The 26,077-nt window shown below is 65.5% G+C and carries 26 protein-coding genes and 2 pseudogenes; 17 read left to right on the top strand and 11 right to left on the bottom strand.

The window, feature by feature from the left end:
* From ACFQZZ_RS04025 to ACFQZZ_RS04000, 6 genes are all read left to right on the top strand, one after another.
* Positions 1 to 597 (top strand): RNA-guided endonuclease InsQ/TnpB family protein (locus ACFQZZ_RS04025; RefSeq protein WP_378674006.1); only part of this gene is annotated, 597 nt, incomplete at its 5' end.
* Positions 598 to 935: 338 nt separating this feature from the next.
* The gene (locus ACFQZZ_RS04020) at positions 936 to 2,216 is read left to right on the top strand and encodes a glycosyltransferase 87 family protein (protein WP_378674003.1); all 1,281 of its coding nucleotides are present in this window, start codon (positions 936 to 938) and stop codon (positions 2,214 to 2,216) included.
* Positions 2,217 to 2,243: 27 nt separating this feature from the next.
* Positions 2,244 to 2,525, top strand: coding sequence for a pyrimidine/purine nucleoside phosphorylase (locus ACFQZZ_RS04015; protein ID WP_378674000.1), 282 nt, complete (start codon positions 2,244 to 2,246; stop codon positions 2,523 to 2,525).
* A 147-nt stretch (positions 2,526 to 2,672) separates the two neighbouring features.
* Positions 2,673 to 3,602, top strand: coding sequence for an ABC transporter ATP-binding protein (locus ACFQZZ_RS04010; RefSeq protein WP_378673997.1), 930 nt, complete (start codon positions 2,673 to 2,675; stop codon positions 3,600 to 3,602).
* Positions 3,599 to 4,450 carry an ABC transporter permease gene (locus ACFQZZ_RS04005; protein ID WP_378673994.1) on the top strand — a complete coding sequence of 284 codons (852 nt, stop codon included), beginning with the start codon at positions 3,599 to 3,601 and terminating at the stop codon, positions 4,448 to 4,450. Before ACFQZZ_RS04010 ends, ACFQZZ_RS04005 begins: the two co-directional genes overlap by 4 nt.
* Entirely contained in the window at positions 4,440 to 4,709 is a 270-nt protein-coding gene (locus tag ACFQZZ_RS04000; protein ID WP_378673991.1) for a helix-turn-helix transcriptional regulator, read from the top strand. The genes ACFQZZ_RS04005 and ACFQZZ_RS04000 overlap by 11 nt, the downstream gene beginning before the upstream one ends.
* 46 nt (positions 4,710 to 4,755) lie before the next feature.
* Here ACFQZZ_RS04000 and ACFQZZ_RS03995 read toward each other — a convergent pair whose 3' ends face one another.
* Positions 4,756 to 5,646, bottom strand: coding sequence for an NAD(P)-dependent oxidoreductase (locus tag ACFQZZ_RS03995; protein ID WP_378673988.1), 891 nt, complete (start codon positions 5,644 to 5,646; stop codon positions 4,756 to 4,758).
* Positions 5,647 to 5,789: 143 nt separating this feature from the next.
* Here ACFQZZ_RS03995 and ACFQZZ_RS03990 point away from each other — a divergent pair, with 143 nt between their 5' ends.
* Positions 5,790 to 6,143 carry a winged helix-turn-helix transcriptional regulator gene (locus ACFQZZ_RS03990; RefSeq protein ID WP_378673983.1) on the top strand — a complete coding sequence of 118 codons (354 nt, stop codon included), beginning with the start codon at positions 5,790 to 5,792 and terminating at the stop codon, positions 6,141 to 6,143.
* Between the two features lie 45 nt (positions 6,144 to 6,188).
* Here ACFQZZ_RS03990 and ACFQZZ_RS03985 read toward each other — a convergent pair whose 3' ends face one another.
* Positions 6,189 to 7,310, bottom strand: a complete 1,122-nt coding sequence (locus tag ACFQZZ_RS03985; protein ID WP_378673981.1) for a glycerate kinase — start codon at positions 7,308 to 7,310, stop codon at positions 6,189 to 6,191.
* Between the two features lie 37 nt (positions 7,311 to 7,347).
* Positions 7,348 to 8,937 (bottom strand): alpha/beta hydrolase, encoded by a 1,590-nt coding sequence (locus tag ACFQZZ_RS03980; RefSeq protein WP_378673978.1) that lies wholly within the window; start codon positions 8,935 to 8,937, stop codon positions 7,348 to 7,350.
* 157 nt (positions 8,938 to 9,094) lie between these two features.
* Here ACFQZZ_RS03980 and ACFQZZ_RS03975 point away from each other — a divergent pair, with 157 nt between their 5' ends.
* Positions 9,095 to 9,406 (top strand): GNAT family N-acetyltransferase, encoded by a 312-nt coding sequence (locus ACFQZZ_RS03975; RefSeq protein ID WP_378673975.1) that lies wholly within the window; start codon positions 9,095 to 9,097, stop codon positions 9,404 to 9,406.
* A gap of 9 nt (positions 9,407 to 9,415) precedes the next feature.
* On the opposite strand, the gene ACFQZZ_RS03970 is transcribed toward ACFQZZ_RS03975, so the two are convergent.
* Positions 9,416 to 10,177, bottom strand: a complete 762-nt coding sequence (locus tag ACFQZZ_RS03970) for a lysophospholipid acyltransferase family protein (RefSeq protein ID WP_378673972.1) — start codon at positions 10,175 to 10,177, stop codon at positions 9,416 to 9,418.
* 117 nt (positions 10,178 to 10,294) lie between these two features.
* On the opposite strand from ACFQZZ_RS03970, the gene ACFQZZ_RS03965 reads away from it, so the two are divergent.
* The 3 genes from ACFQZZ_RS03965 to ACFQZZ_RS03955 all read left to right on the top strand — a co-directional run bounded on the left by ACFQZZ_RS03965 (position 10,295) and on the right by ACFQZZ_RS03955 (position 12,233).
* Positions 10,295 to 10,939 carry a YqgE/AlgH family protein gene (locus ACFQZZ_RS03965; protein ID WP_378673969.1) on the top strand — a complete coding sequence of 215 codons (645 nt, stop codon included), beginning with the start codon at positions 10,295 to 10,297 and terminating at the stop codon, positions 10,937 to 10,939.
* 62 nt (positions 10,940 to 11,001) lie between these two features.
* Positions 11,002 to 11,511 carry a sigma-70 family RNA polymerase sigma factor gene (locus ACFQZZ_RS03960; protein WP_378673966.1) on the top strand — a complete coding sequence of 170 codons (510 nt, stop codon included), beginning with the start codon at positions 11,002 to 11,004 and terminating at the stop codon, positions 11,509 to 11,511.
* Positions 11,508 to 12,233, top strand: a complete 726-nt coding sequence (locus ACFQZZ_RS03955) for an anti-sigma factor family protein (protein WP_378673963.1) — start codon at positions 11,508 to 11,510, stop codon at positions 12,231 to 12,233. The genes ACFQZZ_RS03960 and ACFQZZ_RS03955 overlap by 4 nt, the downstream gene beginning before the upstream one ends.
* Positions 12,234 to 12,290: 57 nt before the next feature.
* Here the strand turns inward: ACFQZZ_RS03955 and ACFQZZ_RS03950 are convergent, their stop codons facing one another.
* The 3 genes from ACFQZZ_RS03950 to ACFQZZ_RS03940 form a co-directional block, all read right to left on the bottom strand.
* Positions 12,291 to 13,061, bottom strand: a complete 771-nt coding sequence (locus tag ACFQZZ_RS03950) for an ABC transporter permease (RefSeq protein ID WP_378673960.1) — start codon at positions 13,059 to 13,061, stop codon at positions 12,291 to 12,293.
* The gene (locus ACFQZZ_RS03945) at positions 13,058 to 14,035 is read right to left on the bottom strand and encodes an ATP-binding cassette domain-containing protein (RefSeq protein ID WP_378673957.1); all 978 of its coding nucleotides are present in this window, start codon (positions 14,033 to 14,035) and stop codon (positions 13,058 to 13,060) included. The genes ACFQZZ_RS03950 and ACFQZZ_RS03945 overlap by 4 nt, the downstream gene beginning before the upstream one ends.
* Positions 14,036 to 14,141: 106 nt before the next feature.
* Positions 14,142 to 14,666, bottom strand: a complete 525-nt coding sequence (locus ACFQZZ_RS03940; protein ID WP_378673954.1) for an EXLDI protein — start codon at positions 14,664 to 14,666, stop codon at positions 14,142 to 14,144.
* 189 nt (positions 14,667 to 14,855) lie between these two features.
* Here ACFQZZ_RS03940 and ACFQZZ_RS03935 point away from each other — a divergent pair, with 189 nt between their 5' ends.
* From ACFQZZ_RS03935 to ACFQZZ_RS03920, 4 genes are read left to right on the top strand one after another with little or no spacing between them, the layout of a single operon-like run.
* A complete protein-coding gene (locus ACFQZZ_RS03935) occupies positions 14,856 to 16,547 on the top strand; it encodes a thiamine pyrophosphate-binding protein (RefSeq protein ID WP_378673951.1) in 1,692 nt (563 codons plus the stop codon).
* A complete protein-coding gene (locus tag ACFQZZ_RS03930) occupies positions 16,544 to 17,203 on the top strand; it encodes an SRPBCC family protein (protein WP_378673949.1) in 660 nt (219 codons plus the stop codon). Before ACFQZZ_RS03935 ends, ACFQZZ_RS03930 begins: the two co-directional genes overlap by 4 nt.
* Before the next feature lie 36 nt (positions 17,204 to 17,239).
* A complete protein-coding gene (locus tag ACFQZZ_RS03925) occupies positions 17,240 to 18,274 on the top strand; it encodes a 3-oxoacyl-ACP synthase III family protein (RefSeq protein ID WP_378673947.1) in 1,035 nt (344 codons plus the stop codon).
* A complete protein-coding gene (locus ACFQZZ_RS03920; RefSeq protein WP_378673944.1) occupies positions 18,271 to 19,332 on the top strand; it encodes an aminotransferase class I/II-fold pyridoxal phosphate-dependent enzyme in 1,062 nt (353 codons plus the stop codon). Before ACFQZZ_RS03925 ends, ACFQZZ_RS03920 begins: the two co-directional genes overlap by 4 nt.
* Positions 19,333 to 19,385: 53 nt before the next feature.
* Here the strand turns inward: ACFQZZ_RS03920 and ACFQZZ_RS03915 are convergent, their stop codons facing one another.
* A complete protein-coding gene (locus tag ACFQZZ_RS03915; protein WP_378673941.1) occupies positions 19,386 to 19,793 on the bottom strand; it encodes an SdpI family protein in 408 nt (135 codons plus the stop codon).
* Positions 19,794 to 20,156: 363 nt separating this feature from the next.
* Here ACFQZZ_RS03915 and leuS point away from each other — a divergent pair, with 363 nt between their 5' ends.
* Both leuS and ACFQZZ_RS03905 read left to right on the top strand, forming a co-directional pair.
* On the top strand, positions 20,157 to 23,003 hold the full coding sequence (leuS, locus tag ACFQZZ_RS03910) for a leucine--tRNA ligase (protein ID WP_378673938.1): 2,847 nt from the start codon (positions 20,157 to 20,159) through the stop codon (positions 23,001 to 23,003).
* A gap of 282 nt (positions 23,004 to 23,285) precedes the next feature.
* Positions 23,286 to 23,963, top strand: coding sequence for a hypothetical protein (locus ACFQZZ_RS03905; protein ID WP_378673935.1), 678 nt, complete (start codon positions 23,286 to 23,288; stop codon positions 23,961 to 23,963).
* A 64-nt stretch (positions 23,964 to 24,027) separates the two neighbouring features.
* On the opposite strand, the pseudogene ACFQZZ_RS03900 reads toward ACFQZZ_RS03905, so the two are convergent.
* From ACFQZZ_RS03900 to ACFQZZ_RS03890, 3 genes and pseudogenes are all read right to left on the bottom strand, one after another.
* Positions 24,028 to 24,308 (bottom strand): annotated as a pseudogene (locus tag ACFQZZ_RS03900) (SDR family NAD(P)-dependent oxidoreductase); the annotation flags it as partial.
* Positions 24,309 to 24,519: 211 nt separating this feature from the next.
* Positions 24,520 to 24,972: pseudogene (locus ACFQZZ_RS03895) on the bottom strand (polysaccharide deacetylase family protein); the annotation flags it as partial.
* A 142-nt stretch (positions 24,973 to 25,114) separates the two neighbouring features.
* On the bottom strand, positions 25,115 to 25,810 hold the full coding sequence (locus ACFQZZ_RS03890; RefSeq protein WP_378673932.1) for an SDR family oxidoreductase: 696 nt from the start codon (positions 25,808 to 25,810) through the stop codon (positions 25,115 to 25,117).
* Positions 25,811 to 26,077: the final 267 nt, after the last annotated feature.

The following is a 26,077-nucleotide window of genomic DNA, read 5'->3' as shown; positions in this document are numbered from 1 at the left end:
CAACGTCGTCTCGCCAGATCGGTGTCACGGAAGGTGAAGGGCTCCAACAACAGACGACACGCGGCCGCTCGGTTGGGTCGCCACCATGCACGGGTCCGCAATATTCGTCATCATTTCCTGCATCAGGTCTCCACCGAGTTGGTCAAAACCCAAGACCGGCTCGTCCTTGAGGACCTGAACACCGCGGGGATGCTGCGCAACCGGTGTTTGGCACGAGCGATCAGCGACGCCGGGTGGGCCGAACTCGCCCGCCAGGTCACCTACAAGCAGACCTGGCGCGGCGGCACAGTCGTTGTGGCCGATCAATGGTTCCCGTCGAGTCAGGTCTGTTCCCGCTGCGGCACCCGCAACCGTGAACTGACTCTCGCCGACCGAATTTTCCGGTGCGGGTGCGGACACGAACTCGACCGCGACCGTAATGCCGCGGTCAACCTCGCCGCCTGGGGCGAGCAACACCATGTTTCCCAGGTTCGGGAGCCCGAAGCACGAGCCCCGGTTATCAACGTCCGCCGACGGGAAGGCACTGGCCCACACATTCGTGTGGGTGAAACCGGCCCGAGTGACGCGGAAACCGACACACACGCTCTACCGGCGTGAGTGGAGGACGTCCGAGAAGGACGGTGTCTGCCGATCTCACCGATTGGGAGACACGCTGTAGACTCACCTCGCCGGAACAGTCGGTTAGGGGAGGTGTGCGTATCGCACAACTGGGGCAGCTCGAGGTGTGGCGGTATGACGTGACTCACGATCCAATACCTCAGGGCATGACCCGGGCGTGTTGCTTAGGTATGCTAAGCGTCGGCAAGTGCTGTGCGGCAACAGGTGTGGGATCGAAGGGATGGATCGGTCGATGACGAGGCACTACCACCCTCCGGGGACCACCATCGAAGCGACTCCGAATCCCAGGACGGCGCTGGTTATTTCGTAGTTCGTCGGTGCTGAATTCGCGACCGCTGGAGTTTCCACCCAAGGGCCCAGCGCTTTTCATACTCATCGGCAGCGCACTGCTAGCGGTGATCCTGGTGTTCACCACCGTCGACCCATGGCTCGACAGGGCGGGAATTCTGGCAGGCGGGCTCGACGTACACGTCTACCGGGACGGCGCGTATCGAATCCTGCACGGACTGCCGCTCTACACCGAGCCGACCGTGGCCGGGCTCCTGTACACCTATACGCCGTTCTCGACGATCGCATTCATCCCCATCGACATGGTGCCGTGGACGTACGTCACGAACACGTGGTTGGTGGTGAACCTGGGCGTGCTGTTCGCCAACGTCCTGATGGCATGGCGGATACTCGGCTATCGACTCAGCGCCCGACTCGTAAGCATCAGCGCCCTACTGGCGCTCACCTGCGTCTTCATCGAGCCCGTCCGCACCACCCTGTACTACGGGCAGATCAACCTGGTGCTGATGCTGTTGGTGCTGTGGGATTTCTCCCGCCCCGATCACGCCAGGCTGCGCGGCCTCGGTGTCGGGCTGGCCGGGGGCATCAAACTCGTCCCGATCTACTTCGTCGCGCAATTCATCACACTGCGGCAGTGGCGCTCGGCCGTCACCGCATCGGCGGTCTTCGCCGCGTCCATCGGGCTCACCTGGATCGTCCTGCCCACCGATTCTCAGCAGTACTGGACTTCGACGTTCTTTCAATCCAATCGGATTGCGGTGGACATCAACCCGGCCAACCAATCCATTCGCGGTGCCATCGCGCACCTCACCGGCCAGGCGGCGCCGGTGTGGCTGTGGCTGCTCATCGCGGGCATCGTCGCGGGCATCAGCCTGGCCGTCACCGCGGGCCTGCACGAGCACGGCGAACGCCTGCTCGCGGTCACGCTCTCCGGGCTCACCGCCTGCGCGATATCACCGTTCTCCTGGGGCCACCACTGGGTGTGGTTCGTTCCTTTGCTCGTCTACCTCGTACACAAGGCGCAGTCGACACCACGATGGTGGATCGCCGCGGCGGCCCTGTTTCTTTCGATCGGCGCATGGGCCTACCACTGGAGCGCAGACTTCGTGACCATCGGGGTGTTCATGCTCCCACCGTCATGGCCGGTCGCCCAGATCCTGATGAACGGCTATGTCATCGCCTACTTCGCCGTGCTGGGCGGCGCGATCGTACTCCTCGCCCGCCTTCCCCGTAACCTTCCAGCGCCCCGGACACCACAACTCCTCGGCAACCTGATGGGCCGGATACGGAAGTCGCCCCAGGTATCCTGACCGCTCACCCGAGTTCGAGGAGCCGCATTGTTCAAGGTCAACGAGTACTTCGACGGCGATGTCACATCGATCGCTTTCACCACGCCGGAAGGGCCCGCGACTGTCGGCGTCATGGCAGTCGGCGAGTACGAGTTCGGCACCTCCCAGCTCGAGATCATGCGAGTGGTCTCCGGCGCGCTGACCGCCAAGCTGCCCGGCAGCGACGATTGGGAAACCTTCACGGCGGGAACCCAATTCACCGTTCCCGCCGATAGCAAGTTCCAGGTCAAGGCCTCGGTCGAGACCGCCTACCTGTGCGAATACCGCTGACGCTACGCCGTCGCTTCCAGCAGGGTCGCACCTGTTTCCAGCAAGGCCTCGAGGCCATCTCGCCGCGCGCCCTTCACCAGAGCATTGTCGCTGCGGTATGTAGTAGGTATGCTACATCCCATCCAGTCCACATTATGGGGAGATGGCATGACATTGGACGACGGCGTCGTGCTCGACGTCGAAAAACTTCGAATGCGCTATGGCACGACCGACGTCCTGCACGAGGTGAGTTTCCGCGCACGCCACGGCGAAGTTCTGGTGCTGCTCGGACCCAACGGCGCAGGTAAAACCACCACCATCGAGATCCTGGAAGGTTTCCGAATGCGCTCGGCGGGGCGCGTCGAGGTGCTCGGCACCGACCCGGCGCACGGCAACGAAGCCTGGCGGGCGCGCATCGGGGTGGTACTGCAGTCGTGGCGCGACCACGGGAAGTGGCGAGTCCGTGAACTGCTCGCACACCTCGGCTCCTACTACGCGCCCTACCGCACCGACGGCATCCAACGCCCTTGGGACGCAGACGAACTCGTCGCGGCGGTCGGTCTGACCGAGCAGGCGAACAACAAGGTCATGACACTGTCCGGCGGCCAAAGGCGCAGGCTGGACGTGGCGATCGGCATCGTCGGACGACCCGCACTGCTGTTCCTCGACGAGCCGACCGCGGGATTCGATCCCGAGGCACGGCGCGAGTTCCACGACCTGGTGCACCGGCTCGCCGACGACCATCAGACCACTATCCTGCTCACCACCCACGATCTGGACGAAGCCGAGAAGCTCGCCGATCGGATCCTGATCCTCGCGGGCGGCCGCATCATCGCAGACGGCTCGGCCGACGCACTCTCGCGCCGGATCGCAGGCGAAGCCGAGGTGCGCTGGACCAGGGACGGACAGCGATTCGTCCACACCACCATCGAATCGACGAAGTTCGTCTACGAGCTGTTCAAGCAGTACGGCGAGGAGATCGATGAACTGGAGGTGCGACGCGCCTCGCTGGAGGACACGTATATGACACTGGTACGCCAATTCGAATCCGGCCGGGCTGGAGACGACGTCCACACACTGGAGGAGGTCACGCGATGAACCCCATGAACACTGCGGTCCGGGCCGGGCTGACGCGCGGCACTACCGAATTGCGGCAGTCGCTCACCAACGGTCAAGACCTGTTCGGCCTGCTCTTCTGGCCCATCGTGATGATCATCGTGCTGTTCTTCATGCGCAATGGGACCTTGGCGACGAGCGGTCTCGGGCTCGGCGCTTTCGCACTACCGAGCATTTTGGGGATGCTCATCGCGGTGAACGGGATCTTCGGCATGGCCCAGTTCCTCACCCTGGAACGTGAAGACGGAACCCTGTTGCGCGCCAAGGCAATCCCGAACGGGATGGTCGGCTATCTCGTCGGCAAGATCATTACCGTGACCGGGTGGGTGCTGACCCCCTTCGTCATTGTGCTGATTGCAGGCCTGTTCTTGACCGACGGACTCGCACTGAACACCCTGGGCGCGTGGACGACCCTGGCCTGGGTGCTTGCGCTCGGCATACTCGCGACGCTGCCACTCGGCGCTGTCATCGGATCGGCATTCAGCAGCCCCCGCGCCGTCGGTTTTGTCGCGATGCCGATCATGGGCCTCACCGCAGTCTCCGGCATCTTCTACCCCATCACCTCGATGCCCGGCTGGGTGCAGGGCCTCGCACAGTTCTTTCCGATCTATTGGCTCGGCTTGGGCATGCGCTCGGCCATGCTCCCCGGCGATGCCGTCGCCGTCGAACTCGGACAGTCCTGGCGGCACTTGGAAACCGTTGGCATGCTCGGTATTTGGGCGATAGCCGGATTGGCCATCGCGCCGATCGTATTGCGGCGGATGGCCCGCGGCGAATCCGGCTCCCGGGTCGCCGCCCGCAGGGAGAAGGCTATGGCACGTGCCTACTGAAGTCATCTACAACCGCATCGCCATGTTGCGCGCCGAGCGCGGCATCTCCCGCCGGGAGCTTGCCGAAGCGCTCGGCGTGCACTACCAGACGGTCGGCTATCTCGAGCGCGGCGAATACAGTCCGAGCTTGCACCTGGCACTGCGGATCTCCGCGTACTTCGAAGTGGCGGTGGAGATCATCTTCTCCACCGCCCCCTTCCCGCGCCTCGGCTCCGCAACGTCCGCCGAACCTCAGGCGATGCCGCCGCGGAGCAGCTGAAAGGTCGGCACGGGCTTGCCTGCCTTCTCGTGCTGCGACATTGTGGCTACAGCTCGGCTGCCTGGGCGCCACGGATGAGCTCGTAAGTGGACACCGCTTTGCCCGTCTGCTCACTCGCGGCAATGGCCTTGCGCCAGAACGCCTGCGCGGTGTGCGAGAACGTCGAGTCGACGCCGACCTCTTCACTCGCGTCGATAATGTGCTGGGCGCCGGCATCCATCATCTTCAGACTCGCCAGGTCGGCCCAGCCGCCTGCCTTGTTGGCGGCGGAGAATTCGGTCATGAAGTAGGGGAACGCCTCGCTGGACCGGATCGCGAACGGCACGAACTGGTCGATGTCGTGGCCGGAGCGCTCGATCACGGCCGTTGCCTGGTCGAAGGCGAGCAGCCACGGATGGAAGATGGTCAGCAGCGCCTGGTAGAAGACCTGGGCCAGACCGTCGTCCGCGCCGAGGTATTCCTGCGGGCTCAGCGGACGCAGCAGTTCGGCATGCGCCTCGAAGACATCCTGTGGGCCGCTGTAGAAGATGTATGAGGCGGGGTGCACGATATTGTCGCCCGCCGACATCACACCACCCGAAATGAACTGCGCGCCATGCGAACGCACCCATGCCGCGCCTGCCCTTGCCTTCTCCGGGGAGTCCGACGACAGATTGGCGATGACCTTGCCCGCCAGGTGATCGGTGGCCGGACCGAGCACGTCGTACATGGCGGCGTAGTGGGTGAGGCTGAGCACGGTCACCTCGTTGGCATCCAGCGCCTCGGCAACGGTGACGGCCCGCTTCGCACCGAGTTCGACCATCGCATCGACCTTGGCGGAGCTCCGGTTCCACACCGTCACCTCGACGCCTGCCTCGAGGAAGGCCCGCACCATCGCCTGCCCCATCGGCCCGAGGCCGACGACGGACACGGAGCGGGTGATTTTCTGCTCAGACATTATGTGCCTCTTCTGTTCTCGATCGGATGCTGTCGGCGCCGTGATCAATAGTCGTTGCCGCAGGTAGAGTCGGGAAGACCGAACGTTCAGGTGGGGTTGCTTACCTAAAGGTTCGAAATAAGGTCAGAAGGAGCTCGGTGGACATGAGCAGTGATACAGATCACGAAGACGTGTGTGGCATGACCGTCGCGATCGACGTGGTCGGCGGCAAGTGGAAACTGCATCTGATGTGGGTCCTTGGCGCCGGCCCGCAACGCTTCGGCCAGATCCGCCGCCTGCTCGAGGGCGTCAGTGAAAAAGTCCTCGCCGAGAATCTCCGCCAACTCGAGTCGGGCGGCATCGTCCACCGCGAGGTCTACCCCGAAATCCCCCCGCGCGTCGAATACTCCCTCACCCCGCTGGGCGAAGAACTCAACGTCGCCCTACGCCCACTCGAGGCCTGGGGCGACAAGAACCGTCACGAACTGCGCCGAAACCTGCTGGCCTCCGTCGGCTGACGCTCGATTCGCCGACCTGCCGGCCGCTAGGACGACTGGCGATGGTCAATTTCGCAGGTTGTGCACAGCTATTTGTTCACCGATTTGCTCGAGGAGCGGCGCCGCGTGGGCTATCGACCGGGCGATGTTCGGTTCGAGGTCGGCCAGGCAGTAGCAGGCGGTGAAGCCGCCTGCTCGGATCTCGGTGGGGGTCAGCAGCGTACGACCTACCGCGGCGACGGTCGGAACACCGGCTTTGCGCGCCGCGTCGCAGACACCGATCGGGGCTTTGCCGTGCAGGCTTTGGGTGTCGAGGGAGCCTTCGCCGGTGACGACGAGGGTCGCGCCTTCGAGCTGGGTGGGGAAATCGAGCAGTTCGAGTACTACCTCGATGCCGCTGCGCACCTGGGCGCCGAGCACCGCGAGTGCGCCGAAACCGGTTCCGCCCGCGGCACCGGCACCGGGGATGCCAGCGCACTCCCGGCCGACGATTGTCGCCCAATTATTCAGTGCCGCTTCGAGAATCGGGAGCTGGTCGATGGTTGCGCCTTTTTGCGGTGCGTACACAGCGACAGCGCCGGTCGGGCCGAGTAGCGGGTTGTCCACATCGCAGGCCAGGGTGAATCCGGCGGCGGCGACGCCGGGATGCAGGCCGGTTCGGTCCAGCTGCGCGGCGCGGACCAAAGCGGCTCCGCCGGTGGGTAATTCATGGCCGTCGCGGTCGAGTACCCGAGCCCCGAGCGCGCGCAGCATGCCTGCGCCGCCGTCGGTCGAGGCGCTACCACCGAGCCCGAGCACGATATTCGTGGCACCTCGGTCCAGCGCATGCGCGATGACGATGCCGAGCCCGTCGGTACTCGCGCCGAGTGGATCGAACCGGCCCCCTGGCAGTTTCACCAGTCCGACGACCGCGGCGAGCTCGATCACCGCGGTCGCACCGCGCACCGCATAGGGCGCGGTCGACAGCTCGCCGGTCGGGCCGGGCGCGGTCACTTCGATCCGTTCCCAGCCTGCCGCGACGAAGGCATCGACGGTCCCGTCGCCACCGTCGGCGACCGGAACCTGCCGGATCTCGACGCCCGGCATGGCACGGGCAATGCCGGCGGCCAGCGCCGCGGCCACCTCGGGTGCGGCCAACGATCCCTTGAACTTGTCCGGGGCGAGCAGCACCCGTGGCGCGGACGTCATCCCCACATTGTCGCCGCGCGCGTCGTGCTGTCGCACGTCAGCCAGCCGGTAGCGGGGCCTGATCGGCGTGGCTGATGGTGACCTGACCGGTGCGCAGGTAGGTCATGACAGCCTCGTCGACAGCGGCGTTGCCGCGACCGAAGGTGCCGTGATCGCCGCCCTCGATGGTGATCAACGACCCGTTGAGCGCGCGGGCCATCGCCGGTCCACCCTCATATTTCGTCAACGCATCGTGCCTGCTCTGCAGCAGCAGCGGTGGGGTACGCAGATCCCGGCCCGCGATCGGCACCGGCTTGGTCACCGGTCGCCATGAACCACAGGTCATTCCGGAGCGGACCATATCGGCGCGGGCATCCATGGCATTGCCGCCGGAGGCGATGGTGCCGACGGCAGCGCCGAGCAGTTCGGGCCTGCCAGGCACGGCGTTCTCGTTGCAGGTGATGGCGGCGAAGACGAAGCGGCCGGTGGGATCGGTGCTGGTAGCGCCCTCGATCGCGCGCAACTGCCCCACGTTGGCTGGATCGGCGTTCGCGTCGGCCATCGCCTTGGCGAAGACCGGCCAGAAGGTGCGGGTGTAGGTGGCGACCGCGGTCGCGCCGACCAGCGGCACCTGTGCGGACGCCCCGCCGGAGACCAAGGTGCGCAACAGATTCTGCACCTTGCCCGCCTGTTCCATGCTGCCGTTGAAGCCGTCGCGGGCGATCTCGGCGAGCGGCTCAGGCAGCCTGCCCGGCAGATCTGAGACGCTGGCCGGCGGCGGGGTCAGGTTGGCGTACCAGCCGCCGCCCTGGTCGGCGACCAGCCGCACCCAGTTCTGATAGACCTGAAACGCGGTGTCGCCGAGGCCATATTGTCCGTTGTGCTCGGCTATCCAGGTGAACAGATCGTCGAGGCGCTGTTTGCCCGCGACCTGTTGCTGGGCGAATTCCTCGGTCCACACCCAGTCGGGATTGACATTGGAGTCCAACACCATCCGATCGACGCGAGCAGGGAACAACGAGGCGTAGACCGCACCGAGATAGGTGCCGTAGGAGATACCGAGGTAGCTGATCCGTTCCACCCCGAGCGCGGCGCGCACCTCGTCCAGGTCGCGGGCCGTGCTCTCGGTGGTGATGGTGTCCAGGTAGCCGGGCAGCGCGGCGTCGCAGGCTTTCTTGATAGCTTCGCGATTACCGCCACCGAGCGAAACCTGTTCACCCTCAGGGGTGTTCGAGTCGGCGCCGCAGCGAAGCGGTGTCGCCCAGCGCAGACCACGCGGCTGCACCGCGACGCGATCGTAGTGCGCGTTGAGTTCGGCGGGCAGCGTATCGAGCCGACGCGCCCAATAGTCGAGAGTGTCCGCGCCGGGACCGCCCGGGTTCGCGACGATGACACCGTGGCGCTCCTGCGTCGCCGCGATCCGGCTGACGGTCAGGTCGATCCGCGGCCCGTCCGGGTCCGCGTAGTTCATCGGCACCGAGACCACCGCACATTGCACACCGCGCTCCGGCATCACCGATCCATCCGGGCAGGCCCCGAAGGCTGCCGCGGGCGCGGCGTCGGCAAGTCCCGTCGCGATCGATCCGCCGAGCAGGCCCGCCGTGACCAGCGCGACCGCCACCCGCGAAACACGCAGTGTCCTCATCATCTTCGTACCTCCGCCGGGCCGCCGCTCCTGGCGGAGTGTTCGGCGCGACCAAGAGCATTCTGCCAGTCCGGGCCCGGTAGACAAGTCGAGGGCGAGATTTCACCAGGCGAGCGGTGCGAAACATGGTGATTTGGGCGTTTCAGAGTAGCGTCGAGCCATGTCGACTGAGGTCCGTAACAACACGGCGCTGGAACGCTACGAGATCTATGTCGACGGTGCGATCGCCGGTTACGCCGAATACCAGGACACCGCGTCCGAGCGTGCGTTCGTGCACACCGAGATCTATCCGCGGCATGAGGGCCAGGGCTATGGCCGCGTGCTGGTCGAATCCGCGCTGCGCAACACCCATGAAGAAGGCTTCGGGGCCCTGCCGATGTGTCCGATGGTGCATCACTTCATCGAAACCCGGCCCGAATTTCTGGTGATGGTGCCGCATTGGGCACGCGAACGTCTCGGGTTGCCGCAGTAAGCGACGCACTCAGTAAGCGGCGACAGCACCGTCGAGCGCGTGCTGCAGATCCGTATGCACCAGCCGCGCGATCTCCGCGGGACGGGCGGGCAGTTCCGTGACCGGCACACCGAAATAGAAGCTGGCCGCCATGGCCTCCTGCTTGGTCACCGGAATCGTCGGATCCGGTCGCGGACCGTAGCTCAGACCGATACTGACCAGCGCGGGCACAACCCCGAGCTTCATCGCGCGGAATGCGATGTGCCCGATCCCGCTGCCGACCGGCTGCACACGGGCCTGGTCGACGTCGTTGCAGGTGCCTTCGGGGAAGACGGCGATGCCGTCACCAGCCGCTATCCGCTCGGCGCAGATGTCGATCATGTGCTGACCGGCCGCGTTCACCGCCCGCAAGCCGTGGTCCTTGCCGCGGAACACCGGGATCCCGCCCATCATGTCGATCTTGCGGCGCTGGTCGGGGTCCAGGAACAGCTCGTCCTTGGCCAACACCCGGACCCGGCCGATAACCCGGCGCAGTTCGCTGCGCCATGCCGCGGCGGCGACCGTGTACGGATCGGATTCCGAGAGATGGTTGATCGCGAGGAGCAGTGGCCTGCGCTGGGCGATCAGATCGTGCAGCAGTTCACGCGCGCCTTCGGCATAGGCGACCCGCGGATGGTATCGACGACCGAGTATCGCGTAGGCGCCCCACGCTTTGAGGCGGTTCTGCTGGTGATCGCGATAGAAGTCGTAGACAGCATCTGCATTGTCGAGGAGAACCTCGGGCCGTTCCATGTCGCCGACTCTAACCCGGCGCTCGTCGCCCGGTCGCTGCGCTCCTGCCTCCGTGTTCCCCGAATCGGGCACCCCGCTTGACCGACGAATGACCCGCGCCAGTGCGATGATGGCGGGGTGGCACGTGCAGATGACCCGGATGAGCGGCAAACTCGCGGCGGGCACGGCGACCGAAAGCGGCGCGACACCCGGCACGGCGAGCAGGTCGTCCGTGCGGGCACCCTGCTGGTATCGGCAACCGACCTGGTCGAACCAACCTTCCGGCGCACCGTCGTCTACATCATCGAACACAATGACGCGGGCAGCCTCGGCGTGGTGCTCAACCGTCCGAGCGACACCGCGGTGCACGACGTGCTACCCAAGTGGACCGACGCGGCCGCGCCGCCGCGCACCCTGTTCATCGGCGGCCCGGTCAAGCGGGACGCGGCGCTGTGCCTCGGCACCGTGCGGGTCGGCGCATCGATCGCCGGAGTGCCCGGGCTGCGACGGATCGACGGCCGCGTGGTGCTTGTCGATCTCGACGCGGACCCCGAGCTGATCGGACCGCTGATCGAGGGCCTCCGAATATTCGCGGGCTATGCGGGCTGGACCTTCGGCCAACTGGAGGGCGAACTGCAGAACGACGACTGGATCGTGCTGTCGGCACTGCCATCGGATCCGATCAGCACCGGCCGCCCCGACCTGTGGGCCCACGTCCTGCGCCGCCAGCCGCTGCCCCTTTCGCTGCTGGCCACGCACCCGATCGAACTAGAGCGCAATTGACATGCGTCCCCGCGTTGAACCAAAAACCCGGTCTGTGTCGTGGGTTGAGCGGGAGGTGACAAATGCCCGACGACCAGGCCGAGCTGATGCGAGTCCTGTATCAAGAACACGCGTCGGCACTATGGAGGTACACGCTCGGTTTGGTTCGAGATCCAGGACGGGCCGAGGACATCGTGCAGGAGACGTTGTTGCGGGCATGGCAACGACCGAACGTGCTCGATCAGTCGACGATGTCGGCGCGAGCGTGGCTGTTCACTGTTGCCAGGAATCTCGCCGTGGATGAGCACCGCAGCGCCCGCAACCGGCGCGAGTTCCGCACCGACAACCCGCCGGAGCAGGCCGCACCGGACCAGGCCGATCGGGCATTGGACGGCTGGCTGGTCGCGGACGCGTTGGGCAGGCTCAGTCTCGATCATCGCGAGGTGATCGTGCGTGCCTACTATCGAGGACTTTCCACACATCAGATCGCGGCGGAGCTCGACATTCCCGCGGGAACGGTGAAATCCCGGATGCACTACGGCATGCGGGCGCTACGGCTGGCACTACAGGAGATGGGGGTGACGAACCAATGACGGATACCGCACATGACTACACCACGTGGGATGCGCCTTATGTGCTCGGCTCCCTGACCAGGACCGAGCGCCGAGAGTACGAGGAGCATCTGGCCCACTGCCCGGCCTGCCAGGCGTCGGTGGCGGAGTTGGCCGGTGTGCCCGGCATGCTCGCCCTCGTCGACAGCGAGACCGCGCTCGCGATGATCGCACCGATGGCCACTGGGCCGGAAGCCACTGGGCCGGAGCCGAATTCGCCGGTGCCCGAGCTGCTACCCCGGCTCGCGGACGCGGCGCAACGGCGTCGGCGCCGCAGCAGGTGGGTGTCCGTCGGCGCTGCGGTGGCCGCGGCCGCCGCAGCAGTGGCCATCGCGGTTCCGGTGGTCTATTCGGTCGCCTCCTCGAACACCACGTCCTCCTCCGATCAGGTGATCGCGGAGCGCGCCATGCAGCCGCTGAAGCCGACGCCGATCTCGGCCAGCTTCAAACTCGTTGCCGCCGAAGACAAGACCCGCATCGTCATGACGTGCAGTTACGGCGCGAGCGATCAGAAGTACAACTGGAAGTTCGCATTGTTCGTCCTCGGCACCGACGGCAAACAGACCGAGCTCGATCAGTGGCCCGCCGGGCCCGGCACCCAGTTGACCATCGACCGGACCGTCGACGCCGCCCCTGACCAGATCCAGAGCGTGGAGATCAGATCCGTTGCCACGGGCGAACGGGTGCTCGTCGGAACGGTCTGACAAACGCACCGATCCCCCACCGGCAGCGGCGGGGGATCGGCTGTGTCGTAATCGAATTCAGCGGGTCTGCTTGCGGAAGACCGAGGACGACCAGAGGTAGCCGACCAGCGCGAGACCGATGCACCAGGCGACCGAGATAATGCCGTTGTTGCCGATCTCGGTGCCCATGAGCAGGCCGCGCACGGTCTCGGTGATCGGCGTGAACGGCTGATACTCGGCGAACTGGCGCATGACGACCGGCATGGTGTCGGTGGCGACCAGGCCGCTGCCGAGGAACGGCAGCATGATCAGCGGAAAGGGCATATTGCTCGCACTCTCCGGACTCGACGCGACAAGGCCCATCCCCACCGCGAGCCAGATGAGCGCGAAGGTCAACATGGCGAGCAGCACGAACGCCGCGATCCATTCGACGGCATTCGCCGACGGCCGGAAGCCGATGAGCAATGCGAACCCGACCATGGCAACGACGCCGAGCATGGCCTGGATCAGCGCGCCGATCACATTCCCGGTGAGGAACGATGACGGTGCGATCGCCATGACGCGGAACCTGTTGACGATGCCCTTGGTTTTGTCGGTGGCGATGGACACCGCCACCGCTGCCGTGATGTACGCCGGAATCATCAACAGCATGCCCGGGGTCAGGTAGTCGATGTACTTACCACCCGAGGACTTCTCCAGCGCACCACCGAACACGAAATTGAAGACCGACAACAGGACGATCGGCATGATGATGACGCTGAAGGTCAGGCTGGGGTAGCGCTTGGCATGAAGCATGTTGCGCCGCAACATCGTTGCCGAGTCCGTCAGCGCAAGGGACATGTTGGTCATCGCGCAGTCTCCTTTTCCGCGGTGGGCTGGCCGGTGAGGGTGAGGAAAACGTCATCGAGGTTCGGGGTGTGCACCGAAAGCCCCTCGATGTCGATCTGTTCGAGGTCGAGCCGGTCGAGCACAGCGCGCAGCGACTTGACGCCACCGTCGCTCGGCACCAACAACGCGAGGTCGTCGTCCCCGGCATCCTCGACAACACGCGCGGTGGGCCCGAGTACGCGAACGGCGGTGTCGAGTCCGGACCGGTCGGCGAACTCCAGTCGGATGTGACCACCGGGGACCAGTCGCTTCAGTTCCGCCGCAGTGCCTTCGGCAACGATCTTGCCGTGGTCGAGGACCGCGATCCGGTCGGCGAGCTGATCTGCCTCCTCCAGGTACTGCGTGGTGAGGAAGACGGTAACGTTGAAGTCGTTGACCAGGCTGCGAATGATGTCCCACATCCCCCGCCTGCTGCGCGGGTCGAGGCCGGTGGTCGGCTCGTCGAGGAAGATGATGCGCGGATCGCCCACCAGAGTCATCGCCAGGTCCAGCCGCCGGGTCATGCCGCCGGAATAGGTGGCCGCGGTCTTGTCCGCTGCTTCGACGAGGTCGAAGCGTTCGAGCAGGTCCGCGGCGAGGCGTTTGGTCTCTCGCCGGGGCAGATGGTGCAGATCGCCCATCAGGATCAGATTCTCGCGGCCGGTCAGCAGCTCGTCGACCGCGGAGAACTGCCCGGTCACGCCGATCACGCCGCGCACCTCGTCGACTTCGGTCGTCAGATCGTGACCGTCGACCCGGATCTCACCGGTGTCGGCGCGGATGAGTGTGGTCAGGATCTGCACCGTGGTGGTCTTGCCCGCCCCGTTGGGACCGAGCATCGAGTAGACCGTCCCCTGCGGGACCGTGATGTCGATGCCGTCGAGCACTACGTGCTCGCCGAACGATTTACGCAGACCCAGCGCCGAAATGGCGGTGGCGCGATGACCATTTGTCATGGCCTTCCTTTCGAATAAATTCATCAATCAGTGCGAATATATGCATGACTCAGCGGCACCGCTCCCGGAGGTCCGGTGCGGCGAAACGCCTATCGAGGGGATTCGGCTAGATATCGAGTTCCTCGACCGGTGGACGGTCGGCGATCTGCGCGACCCGCTCGTAGAGCTTGTCCGGAATCTTCCCCTTCAGTTCACCCAGCGAATCGACGATCTCGAAGTGGAAGTCGCCCCAGTCCTGATCGCCGACGCCGAGCATCCGCCGCCAGTTGGTCAGATCCTTGAACCAGCTGGTACCCGCGACCGCCTGTGGATAGTCATCCCAGTTCGAATACTGCGCGTGCATCACGAACTTGCCCTTCCGGGTGCGATACACCTTGACGTGCTCGATGCGCTCGTCGTTCACATCGCGATACTCGCCCAACAGGGCGCCGGAGAATCGGACCTGGCGCACGCCGTTGTGGCCGACCCGTAGAACTACCTCGTCGTAGCCCTCCAGCCTGCCCTCCTCGAGCTCGATGAACCGCCGCAGCGCCGTGGTCACCGCCCCCGAAAGATTGCCGCCGACCAGCTCCTGCGCTCGCTGGAACAGCGCCAGATCGTCGTCGGAAACATAGATCGTCTTGTTGGGCATGACACGACTATACGTAGATGTATACGTACACACAAGGCATGCGAAGCAGCTTCACATCGCGGGCAAGCCGATCTACATCTCGCGCACGGCATTGAACCGTGGAGCCGCCCCACCCGTAGTTCACGTGTACGCGATGAATGATCGCGTGTGTGTCCTGCACACTCCCGGTCACTGCGAGAAGGAGTGCCGATGCCGAGCAGAGTCGTGGATTATCTGGTGCGGGCGGTTTCAACCCTGGGGATAAAGCATATCTTCGGAGTCGACGGCGCGAACATCGAAGACCTGTACGACGCCATCTTCGATGCGCCATTCGACGTCACCGGAGTAGTGGCCAAACACGAATTCTCCGCCGCCACAATGGCCGACGGCTATGCCCGCTCGACCGGCGGACTCGGTATCGTCTGCGCTACCTCCGGTGGCGGCGCGATGAATCTCGTTGCGGGACTTGCCGAATCGTTCGCCTCCAGGGTGCCGGTACTGGCGCTGGTCGGCCAGCCGCCGACCGGACTCGAGGGACACGGCGCATTCCAGGACACCAGCGGCCACGCGGGCACCATCGACGCGGTCCGGATGTTCAGCGAGATCAGCCGATACTGCGCACGCGTGGAGAACGCCGACGAGCTGCCCGAACAACTGGCAAGGGCGGTCGGCGCCGCCCGGCGCGGCGGGCCCGCGGTGCTGCTGCTGCCCAAGGACATACAGCAGTCGAGCATGGACGACCCCCCACCGTTCCGGTGGGAACCCGCGGGCCTGCGCAACGATGAAGAGGGCATCGCCAGGGTGCGCACCGCACTCACCACGGCGCAACGGACCGGGAAGATCGTCATCATCGCGGGCGACCAGGTGGCGCGCGACGATGCCCGCGGCGAACTCGCCTGGCTGGCAACCACATTGGATGCCGCCGTCGGCGTAGCACCGGACGCCAAGGACGTATACGACAACACCGACACCGGGTTCTGCGGCGTCGCGGGGAGCATGGGACATCCGGAACTCTCGGCCGCGATCCGCTCCGCGGCGCTGTGTCTGCTCGTCGGCACTCCGATGCCGATCACCGCACGCACCGGGTTGGACGAACTGCTAGGGGCCTGCCCCGTCGCGAGTATCGGCGTCAGCGCGCCGCACCTGCCCGCGATCCACGCCACCAGCACCAACCTCGCCATCACGCTGTCCGAGCTCGCGGACGTATTTCCCGTCGATGCGACGGCTGCCACCGAAGCGCGGATCGCCGCGAATCCACTGACGCCACTGCACGTTCCCGAGGCAGACGGTCCGGGCCTGCGCTACCGGGAACTCGTCGAGACGATCGGCGCGGCACTACCCGAAGGCACCGATGTCTTCGCCGACGCGGGCAACACCGGCGCCGCGGTGGTGCACCACCTGCGGGTGCCGCGCGGCGGCCGGTTCGTCGTCGCCCTCGGCATGGGCGGCATGGGTTACGCCTTCGGCGCGGGCATCGGCTCAGCCTTCGCTCGCCATCGCGGGCAGGGCGGACCGCGCCGCACGGTCGTCATCGCAGGCGACGGCGCGTTTTTCATGCACGGCATGGAGCTGCACACCGCGATCGAGCACGCACTGCCGATCACCTTCATCGTCCTCAACAACAACGCGCACGCCATGTGCGTCACCCGCGAGCAGCTCTACTACCGGGATCGCTACAGCTTCAACCGATTTCAACCCACCCATATCGGAGCAGGCATCGCCGCCATGTTCCCCGACCTGCCCGCCTACTCGGTGCAGACACCTCGAGAACTGGCCGACGCACTCGGCCCATGCACCGAAACCGAGGGGCCGTCGTTCATTTCGATCGACTGCGACCCCGACGAAGTTCCGCCCTTTATCCCGTTCCTGTCGAGTTTGGAAACCTCTAGGAGTACACCGTGACCACTAGCGCCCTGCCCGCACTCAGCGATATTCCGGAGGAGGTCATCCCCGGCGTCTTGCGCATCGAGAATTCCGACAAGGACGCGACCACGCCGATCATCATGGATATGTTGCGGTCGGTCTATCCGCACGATCAGATCTTCGGTGAATACTGCCCGGTGCAGGCGTATATCGATGCACCGCCGCAGGAGGTGTTCGAGTATCTCGCCGACACCCGGTCACTGGAAGAGTGGACCTACAGCCTGCGCGGGTTCGCGGAGACCGAGGAACCCGGTCTCTGGCTGGCCTACGACCGCCTCGGCGACGCCACCAAGATCTTCACCCGCACCGTGGCACACCAGGACGGCATGACCGTCGACTACCACTGTGCCTGGGACCAGGGACAGCACCTGTGGATGATCTATCTGCTGCGGGTGGTCGACGCGCAGGCGGTGTTCAACAAGCCGGGTTCGGTTGTCCTGTGGGTCAATTGCAAACACCCCTTCTACGACGAGAATCCCTATCCCGAAACGGCGCCAGCGAAGCGGCCGGTGTGGGTGGGCGATTTCTGGGAGATGTTCTCCGCCGGGCATCAGCTGGAAATGGACAACCTCAAGGCGATCTGCGAATACCGCGCGGCCAACGGCCTGCCGATCAAGCCCGACTGGATGAAGTGAGGCATGCCGATGGTTACCACGAGCACTGACAATTTTATGAACCCTGACGCTCCAGGATTGCCGACGGTCAGCCTGGTGGATGTGGCCGGCTACCTGCCTGGCGAGCCGGTCGGCACCGAATACTTCACGCAGTACAGCCGGTCGGACCGGATGGCGAAGAATGTCATGTTCCGTTCGCCCAAGGCCCGCCACCATGTGGACCGGGACGAGACCGCGGTGGACATGGTCGAGCGCGCCGTCGCGCCGCTGATCGAACGTCATGGCGCGCGATTGCTTTCGAACATCGATGTGCTGATCACACACACCCAGCTGCCGGATAATCCGGTAATGGGGTGCGGGCCGGAGGTGGCGCGCAGGCTCGGCGCCCGTCCCGGTTTCGTCTACGACCTGCACAACGGCGGCTGCGCGGCCTTCGTGCACATGATGGCCATTGCGCGAATGGTCCTGCAAACCACCAACGCTCGCACCGCCCTCATCGCGGCGACGCAGAACTGCGCGGGCCCGGTGTTCACCCAGCCCGACATCCGCAAGCTCGCCCAGGCGCCGGTGCCCGGCGACGGATGCGGCGTCGGGCTGCTGGTGAAGGACGACAGCGCGCCGATCCTCGACATCGAATGCCGCACCTATCCGGAGTTCGCCGGGGATATGTCGTTCTCCACCAATGGCGATCGGAAGTATTGGGAGCCGGGCGAGGGCCAGGGCTGCGTCAGCTTCACCGAATCGAAGATCACCAAGGTGTTCGCACGCGGCAACCGGCTGGTGCCAGAGGTAGCGCTCGCGGTGTGCGATCGAATCGGGGTGAAGGGACGCGACGTCGACACCTTCGTCACCAACCAGCCGAACCGGCTGTTCCTGCGCAACTGGCACGACGCGCTCGAACTGCCCGCCGAACGACATCCCGACACCTTCGAACAGTGCGGGAACCTGTTCGCCGCCGGCATCCCGGTCACCCTCGATGTGGAGAACCGGGCGGGCAGGCTGCGCAACGGGTCGGTGGTGCTGATGTCGGCGTTCGCGCATGCCGGCGACTTCGCGGGCGCGGCCGCGGTCCGCTGGGGCGCGGCGCGATGACTATTCAACTGGCCGACGAAACGCGGCCGTCGCGACAGCACCACCGCGAGCGGGCGACGCCTCGATTCGACCTGAGCTTGAGCGAGAATCCCTTCCCGCCACTGCCTTCGGTGTTGTCAGCAGTGAATATCGTACTGGCGCAGGCCAATCGCTATCCGGAGTTCCTGCCGCGCCGGTTGCCGAAGCTGATCGCCGACCACGTCGGCGTGCACTCCGACCAGGTCGTCGTCGGTTCGGGTGCGACAGGTGTAGCCATGCAGATCATGCAGGCGCTGACCACACCGGGCGCCGGGATCGTCTACGGATCGCCGACCTTCGACGGTTATCCGATCATGGCCGACATGGCTGGGCTCGACATCGTCCCGGTGCCGCTGGATGCGGGCGGCAACCAGGATCTGCCCGCTATTGCCAGGGCCGTGGACAAGCGGACCGGGCTGGTAGTGGTGTGCCGTCCGCACAATCCGACCGGCACCGTGATTCCGATCAGGCAGTTGAAGGCGTTCCTGGATGCCGTACCGCGGCGGGTGCCGGTCATCCTCGATGAGGCGTACGCCGAATTCTTGGGCATCGCCGACCGGATCGATCCCCTCGCACTGCTGCCTCGGCACCCGAACCTGCTGGTGCTACGGACCTTCTCGAAGGCGTACGGGCTGGCAGGGCTGCGCATCGGATATGTTTTCGGCAACCGGGAGCTGCTCAGCCGAGTGCGTAGGCTGCAGCTTCCATTCGGGGTGAGTTCGGCGGCGGTGGCCGCGGTAGCCGCGTCCTACGCCGCCGAGCCCGAACTTGCCGCGCGCATCGTGCGCATCACCGCAGGACGGGAGGCGCTGCGCAACGCGCTGTGCCACCGCGGCATCGCGGTACCGCGCAGCCATGCCAATTTCCTCTATATACCCGGTCCTGGCGCCGCGACGGCGCTACGGCGAGCGGGCATCGCCGTGAAGGCCTATCCCGATGGGAGCGCCCGCATCGCGGTCGGGGATCCCGAAGCCGACAACGCGGTCCTACAGGCGTTCCCAGCGCTCAGTGACTTCGATCCGATACCGGAGGCTTCGTAGTCGGAGATCGGTTCATCCAGGTCGCCCTTGCCCAGTGCTGTGCAGGGACGAACTCAGCCTGCGGGCAGGCAGGCGTCGCGCAGCGAGCAGGCGCCGCAGGACTGGCCGCAGCCGCCGGCTTCCTCGACCGGAACCAGCTCGGCGACCGCCTGTGCGGCCGCGTTGGCGCCCGCACCGAGGGTGAAAAGGGCCACGACGGCGGTGCCCGCGGCCACAATGAGCGCGGGGACGGTGCCTGCGGCCATGGCGACGAGACCACCGGCGAACAGCAGGGCGCCTGCCGCTACCGAGGTAGGGGCGGCGACACGGTTCGCGATGCGGAATGTCTCTTCGTCGTGGAGAGCGGCCTCGGTATGCACCCCGACGAAGCGATTGCGCGGGAGCTTGCCGGTCAGTCCGAGCACGCCGGTTGCGATGGCGACCATGGCCAACACGAACAGGACTAGAGCGACGACGAACACTCGGAAAGGCTATCGCACTCCCGACGCACCGCGGCGGGCCGGACCCCCGCAACCGGCCAGCACGCGACTCGGCACCACCCCGGACAAGCGCATTCCACATTGTCGCCGCCGTGTCGGCGAACACAGCAACCACCCGAGTTCGCCGGGTGCGCCGAGCCGATGCCGACCGGTGGGAATGTCTGGAAACCGGTGCGGCACAAGAGCAACAAGGCCTCGGGCGAGGCCTCGCGTGTGTTATCCGATACGTCCGTATCGACGCCGGGGGAAATTCCTGCCCGGCCCGATTTTCGGTCCTGCGACCCGGACGTTCTACCCTGATAGACGTAGTTATATCGGGGATCGGCGAAACAAGAAGGCAGGACCGTGCAGGACACTCGTGCAACCGAAAGCGATGTACCGGAGCACAGGTACAACGCTGGCCTCGCCGTGCGTATCGAGGACCGGTGGCAGCGGGTCTGGGCGGAGCGCGGAACCTTCCACGCGCCGAACCCGGTGGGTCCGCTCGCGGGTGAAACCCCGGCGGACAAACTCTTCGTCCAGGACATGTTCCCGTACCCCTCCGGCGCGGGCCTGCACGTCGGGCATCCACTCGGCTACATCGCCACCGACGTCTTCGCGCGCTACCACCGGATGCGCGGACGCAACGTGCTGCACGCGCTCGGCTATGACGCGTTCGGCCTGCCCGCCGAGCAGTACGCGGTGCAGACCGGCGCCCATCCGCGGGTGACGACCGAGTCGAACATCGCCACCATGCAGCGGCAGCTGGACCGGCTCGGGCTCGGGCACGACCGGCGGCGCTCCTTCGCGACCACCGATCCGGAGTACTACCGCTGGACCCAGTGGATTTTCCTGCGCATCTACAACGCCTGGTACGACCTGGAAGCGGACCGGGCCCGCCCGATCTCGGAGCTGGAGGGCCAATTCGCTTCCGGCGCACGGCCGACCACGGACGGCCGCGCCTGGGACGCGCTGAGCGCGACCGAACGTGCGGCGCTGCTGGACTCCTATCGTCTGGTATACCAGACCGAATCGATGGTCAATTGGTGCCCGGGACTCGGCACGGTGCTGTCCAACGAGGAGGTCACCGCCGAGGGGCGCAGTGAGCGCGGCAACTTCCCGGTATTCCGTAAGCGTCTGTGGCAGTGGATGATGCGCATCACCGCCTACGCCGACCGGCTGGTCGACGATCTCGATCGGCTGGACTGGCCGGACAACGTGAAGTCCATGCAGCGCAACTGGATCGGTCGATCCCGCGGCGCGCAGGTGAAGTTCGACGCGGCGGGCGAACAGATCGAGGTCTTCACCACCCGGCCCGACACCCTGTTCGGCGCAACGTATGTGGTGCTGGCTCCCGAACACGAACTGGTCGACAAACTGACCGCGGCAACCTGGCCCGAGGGCACCGATCCGCGCTGGACCAATGAGAACGCCGCCACCCCCGCGGAAGCCGTCGCGGCCTACCGCAAGTCGATCGCGGCCAAGTCGGATCTGGAGCGCCAGGAGAACAAGGAAAAGACCGGCGTCTTCCTCGGCACCTATGCCACCAACCCGGCCAACGGCGCACAGGTGCCGGTCTTCATCGCCGACTATGTGCTGAGCGCCTACGGCACCGGCGCGATCATGGCGGTCCCCGGCCACGACCAGCGGGACTGGGATTTCGCCACGGCGCTCGGCCTGCCGATCGTCGAGGTCATCGCGGGCGGCGACGTCACCGCGGCGGCGCACACCGGCGAGGGTGACCTGGTCAACTCCGATTACCTCGACGGTCTGTCGGTCGAGGATGCCAAGGCCACCATCATCGCCAAGCTGGAGACCGACGGCCACGGCGCGGGCACCATCCACTACAAGCTGCGCGACTGGCTGTTCGCTCGGCAGCGGTACTGGGGCGAGCCGTTCCCGATCGTCTACGACGCGGACGGCGCACCGCATGCGCTGCCGGAATCCATGCTGCCCGTGCGGCTTCCCGAACTCGACGACTTCGCGCCGGTCACCTTCGATCCCGACGACGCGAGCTCCGAACCGTCCCCGCCGCTGGCCAAGGCCGCCGACTGGGTCAATGTCGAACTGGATCTGGGCGACGGACCCAAGATGTATCGGCGCGACACCAATGTCATGCCGAACTGGGCAGGCAGCTCGTGGTACCAGCTGCGCTACGCCGACCCGACCAACACCGAGGCGTTCTGCGCCGAGGAGAACGAGAAGTACTGGCTGGGTCCGCGCACCGGCGAGCATGGTGTGGACGATCCGGGCGGCGTCGACCTGTATGTCGGCGGCGTCGAGCACGCGGTGCTGCATCTGCTGTACGCGCGGTTCTGGCAGAAGGTGCTGTTCGACCTCGGCGATGTGTCCGGTTACGAGCCGTACCGGCGGCTGTTCAACCAGGGCTACATCCAGGCCCACGCCTACACCGACGAGCGCGGCGCGTACGTGCCCGCCGCCGAAATCGTGGAGCGCGACGGCAAGTTCTTCTGGACCGACCAGACCGGCACCGAGATCGCGGTGTTCCAGGAGTACGGCAAGATCGGAAAGTCGTTGAAGAACGCCATCTCTCCCGATGAGATGTGCGATCTGTACGGCGCCGACACCTTCCGCTTCTACGAGATGTCGATGGGTCCGCTGGACACCTCCCGACCGTGGGCGACCAAGGATGTCGTCGGTGCACACCGCTTCCTGCAGCGCGTGTGGCGCCTGGTGGTGGACGAGGAGACCGGCGGCCTGCGGGTCACCGACGCCGCGCCCACCGATGAGACGCTGCGCCTGCTGCACAAGACGATCGCCGGTGTCGACGAGGATCTGGCCGCGCTGCGTGACAACACGGCAGGGGCCAAGCTCATCGAGCTGACCAACCACCTCACCAAGACCTACCCCGATGGCGCGCCACGTTCGGTGGTGGAGCCGGTGGTGCTGATGCTGGCGCCGATGGCCCCGCATATCGCCGAAGAACTGTGGGAACGCCTCGGCCACACCCAGTCGCTGGCCCATGGCCCGTTCCCGGTTGCTGATCCCGCGCTGCTCGTCGACGAGTCGATCGAGTACCCGATCCAGGTGAACGGCAAGGTGCGCAGCCGAATTCAGGTGCCCGCCGACGCCGACAACGCGGCGATCGAGGCGGCCGCGCTCGCCGACGAGAAGATCTCCGCACTGCTGGGCGGCAACGCTCCGCGCAAGCTGATTGTGGTGCCAGGTCGTCTGGTGAACATCGTCGCTTGACCTCCGGCTCCCGCGCCGCGCCGGAATTCGGTTGCGGGCGGCGCGGGAAGGCCGGACGCGCAGTCGGGTGTCGATTGCGATGCTCGGACCGAGGTGCGGCAGCCGAATACATTCGGCTGCGCGGCGGGAGCAGGACATCGTCCGAGAGCTGACGCATACGTATCAAACCCGACATGATCGGCTGCAAACCCGACATAATGCCATTGCCGGGAGGTTTCCGGACGGGGACGTCGCTATCGTGGTCGTCGTGTGCGGACCGATGAAATCGCAACTATGAGCAGAATGTTGAATTCTGCTGCCCGCAAGCTCACCGAAGTCATGGAGCGCCTCATTGACGGAACCGGGAAAATTACGTCGTCCGCCTGCCAGTACTATCGGGGCACCCACCGATCTCTGACGGATGGCAGCCAAACCATTTCGCACACAAACGACAAAATTGCATCTCGGATCACTAGGCCAACCACGTCGCGCACTCGGCCGGCAGACCCCTTTCTCGCGGCGTTCCACCGTGACGTCGACGTCACCACCCGCGGCTTCCGCCAACCTGCGCTGTGGCGAACTGATAACAACCTGCTGTACCGCGCCGACAACCGTCCACCGGAAGTAATATTTCGAGAGGGGTTCCAAACGCGTGGCACAGCATCTTCATTGTTGAATCACGAGTCGGGGGACCCCAACTCAGGGTTTGTGGCCACGACGCGCCGTGAGGCTTTACTCAACCAGAGTGGATTCCGGAGAACATACATTTATACGATCGATGTACCGGGCGGAGTAGACCTCGGCGCGATGGCATCTGAGCGAGTTTACCAACATATCCATACTACGCAGCAAGAGGAAATAGCCTTTCCTGGCGGGATTCGCCCCGAATTCATCGTCGGCGCGCGCTTGCGAAGCCCACTGGAATGGGAATCGGATGAATTCATCCCAAACCCCCACTACCGACCAAGAGAATCCCGATGAATGCAGAAATCTATTGTCCCATTGCTACCAATGTGCAGCGACCCGCCCTATCCTGTGCCGGCGCCTACCCGTGGGGCCGCGGCACTATTTCAGTCGGGTGCCCATCGCGCGGGTGTCGATGGCATTGCGCACCGTCGCGGCGACGGTCTCCGGGGTGAGGAATTCCTCGGGCCGGTACTCGCGACCCTCACCGGCGATTATCTCGCGCTGCATGTCGGTATCGATCCGGCCGGGGTGGATCGAGGCCACGCGCAGTGCTGGCTCCTCGAGCCGTAATGCATCACCGAAGGCGCGCAGCGCGAACTTGCTCGCGGCGTAGGACGCCCAGCCCGGGTTCGCGCGCAGTCAATTCGACGGGCCACGCTGTGGCGCTGGGAAGTTCGCGAACGCGGCGATCGAGGCGGCCGCGCTCGCCGACGAGAAGATCTCCGCACTGCTGGGCGGCAACGCTCCGCGCAAGCTGATTGTGGTGCCAGGTCGTCTGGTGAACATCGTCGCTTGACCCCGCCTCCCACGCCGCCGGCGAATGCTTTTCCCGGCGGCGCGGGAGGTCGGGTCAGCGCGGCGGGGACAGGACGTCGTTCAGCGTGACCAACGAGAGGTTGCGCTCCTTGATGATGTCGACCAGCTGCCCGTAGCAGTGCGTGACCGCTGGTGCGTTGGCATGACCGATGACGATGGTCTGCGGGTTGAAGTACTTACGGGCGCACTCGATCAGATAGTCCTCGGTGATTACGCCGGAGTCCGACAGCGAGCCGTACCACATGGTCGGCACCGGGTATCCGAGGTCGGCGGCCACTCGGTCCACCGTGCCGTTGTGCCTGCCGAAGGGCGGCCGGAAGTACGGCGTGCCGTCCACACCGAAGTTGTTGCGCAGGTAGTCCTTTGCCTGATTCAGCTGGGCCGCGACCGCCGAGCCGGGCAGTTTGGTCAGATCCGCATGGTCCCAGGTGTGGTTGGCCAGCTGGATCTGTCCCGAGTCGACCAACGGCCGCAACGCATTCCGATGAATGCTGCAAACCGTCGGCACTGTACCGACCGAAACCATCCTGGAGCTGAATTCCACGCACACGAAAATCAACCGGCAGTGTCCGCGACCGTGCACACTGAGTCGCCCACTCGGTACCGCCCGCACGCAGCGGGCCGAGGACTCAGTAGGGCCGCAGCACGATCTCCGTCGGATGCCCGTCGCGCGGGGTATCGATGGCATTGCGCACCGTGCCCGCGACGGTCTCGGGGGTGAGGAATTCCTCGGGCTGATACTCGCGCCCCTCCCCCGCGATGATCTCGCGCTGCATGTCGGTATCGATCCGGCCGGGGTGGATCGAGGTCACGCGCAGCGCGGGTTCCTCGAGGCGCAATGCGTCACCGAAGGCACGCAGCGCGAACTTGCTCGCCGCATACGACGCCCAGCCCGGGTTCGCGCGCAGCCCGGCGCCCGAATTGATCAGCACCACATGGCCGTTGCCCGCGCGCAATGCGGGGAGCAGCAGCCTGGTCAGCTCGGCGACGGCAATCACGTTGGCGTCCAAAGTATGTCGCCACTGCTGCACCGAGGATTCGGCGATGGTGCCGAGATCCGCGACACCGGCGTTGTGCACCAACACATCCAGCCGCCGGATCGGCGCGACCGCCAGGGCCACCGCGGGATAGTCGGTCAATTCGACGGGCCACCCGGTAGCGCTGGGAAGTTCGGCCAGTATGTCGTGCAGTGCCAAGGCCGAGCGGGCGCCGAGCAGTAGATCATGGGTCGGCGCGAGCTCGCGCGCGATGGCGGCGCCGAGCCCGCGGCTGGCGCCGGTGATCAGCGCGGTCGGCTTCGGAGTGCTGGTCACGACGGAAGTCATGGGGCTCACCGTAGTAGTTTCGGACAACTCGCCGGGAACCCGTAGCACTGCCCGCACACGTTGCGATGCATGCATACGTCAGTACAACAATCTCCACGGACGGGGCACGGGTGCGATCCACCGAATACGAGTCGGCCACCTGCGGGCGGCAGGGTGCCGTTTCGAGCGACCTGCAAGCAGTCGCCAGCGGTGCGGTTTCGACCGACCTGCAAGCAGTCGCCAGCGGTGCCGTTTCGACCGACCTGCAAGCAGTCGCCAGCGGTGCCG

It is taken from the genome of Nocardia sp. GCM10030253 (assembly GCF_042675075.1).
GTDB lineage: Bacteria > Actinomycetota > Actinomycetes > Mycobacteriales > Mycobacteriaceae > Nocardia.
This window is presented reverse-complemented; position numbering and strand designations above follow the sequence as displayed.

What these genes read in the sequence shown, in the direction of transcription:
- ACFQZZ_RS04010 (WP_378673997.1), top strand. Translation starts at nt 2,673, where the DNA reads ATGACATTGGACGACGGCGTCGTGCTCGACGTCGAAAAACTTCGAATG.
- ACFQZZ_RS04005 (WP_378673994.1), top strand. Translation starts at nt 3,599, where the DNA reads ATGAACCCCATGAACACTGCGGTCCGGGCCGGGCTGACGCGCGGCACT.
- ACFQZZ_RS03995 (WP_378673988.1), bottom strand. Translation starts at nt 5,646, where the DNA reads ATGTCTGAGCAGAAAATCACCCGCTCCGTGTCCGTCGTCGGCCTCGGG.
- ACFQZZ_RS03990 (WP_378673983.1), top strand. Translation starts at nt 5,790, where the DNA reads ATGAGCAGTGATACAGATCACGAAGACGTGTGTGGCATGACCGTCGCG.
- ACFQZZ_RS03985 (WP_378673981.1), bottom strand. Translation starts at nt 7,310, where the DNA reads ATGACGTCCGCGCCACGGGTGCTGCTCGCCCCGGACAAGTTCAAGGGA.
- ACFQZZ_RS03980 (WP_378673978.1), bottom strand. Translation starts at nt 8,937, where the DNA reads ATGATGAGGACACTGCGTGTTTCGCGGGTGGCGGTCGCGCTGGTCACG.
- ACFQZZ_RS03975 (WP_378673975.1), top strand. Translation starts at nt 9,095, where the DNA reads ATGTCGACTGAGGTCCGTAACAACACGGCGCTGGAACGCTACGAGATC.
- ACFQZZ_RS03970 (WP_378673972.1), bottom strand. Translation starts at nt 10,177, where the DNA reads ATGGAACGGCCCGAGGTTCTCCTCGACAATGCAGATGCTGTCTACGAC.
- ACFQZZ_RS03960 (WP_378673966.1), top strand. Translation starts at nt 11,002, where the DNA reads ATGCCCGACGACCAGGCCGAGCTGATGCGAGTCCTGTATCAAGAACAC.
- ACFQZZ_RS03955 (WP_378673963.1), top strand. Translation starts at nt 11,508, where the DNA reads ATGACGGATACCGCACATGACTACACCACGTGGGATGCGCCTTATGTG.
- ACFQZZ_RS03950 (WP_378673960.1), bottom strand. Translation starts at nt 13,061, where the DNA reads ATGACCAACATGTCCCTTGCGCTGACGGACTCGGCAACGATGTTGCGG.
- ACFQZZ_RS03945 (WP_378673957.1), bottom strand. Translation starts at nt 14,035, where the DNA reads ATGACAAATGGTCATCGCGCCACCGCCATTTCGGCGCTGGGTCTGCGT.
- ACFQZZ_RS03940 (WP_378673954.1), bottom strand. Translation starts at nt 14,666, where the DNA reads ATGCCCAACAAGACGATCTATGTTTCCGACGACGATCTGGCGCTGTTC.
- ACFQZZ_RS03935 (WP_378673951.1), top strand. Translation starts at nt 14,856, where the DNA reads ATGCCGAGCAGAGTCGTGGATTATCTGGTGCGGGCGGTTTCAACCCTG.
- ACFQZZ_RS03925 (WP_378673947.1), top strand. Translation starts at nt 17,240, where the DNA reads ATGAACCCTGACGCTCCAGGATTGCCGACGGTCAGCCTGGTGGATGTG.
- ACFQZZ_RS03920 (WP_378673944.1), top strand. Translation starts at nt 18,271, where the DNA reads ATGACTATTCAACTGGCCGACGAAACGCGGCCGTCGCGACAGCACCAC.
- ACFQZZ_RS03905 (WP_378673935.1), top strand. Translation starts at nt 23,286, where the DNA reads ATGTTGAATTCTGCTGCCCGCAAGCTCACCGAAGTCATGGAGCGCCTC.
- ACFQZZ_RS03890 (WP_378673932.1), bottom strand. Translation starts at nt 25,810, where the DNA reads ATGACTTCCGTCGTGACCAGCACTCCGAAGCCGACCGCGCTGATCACC.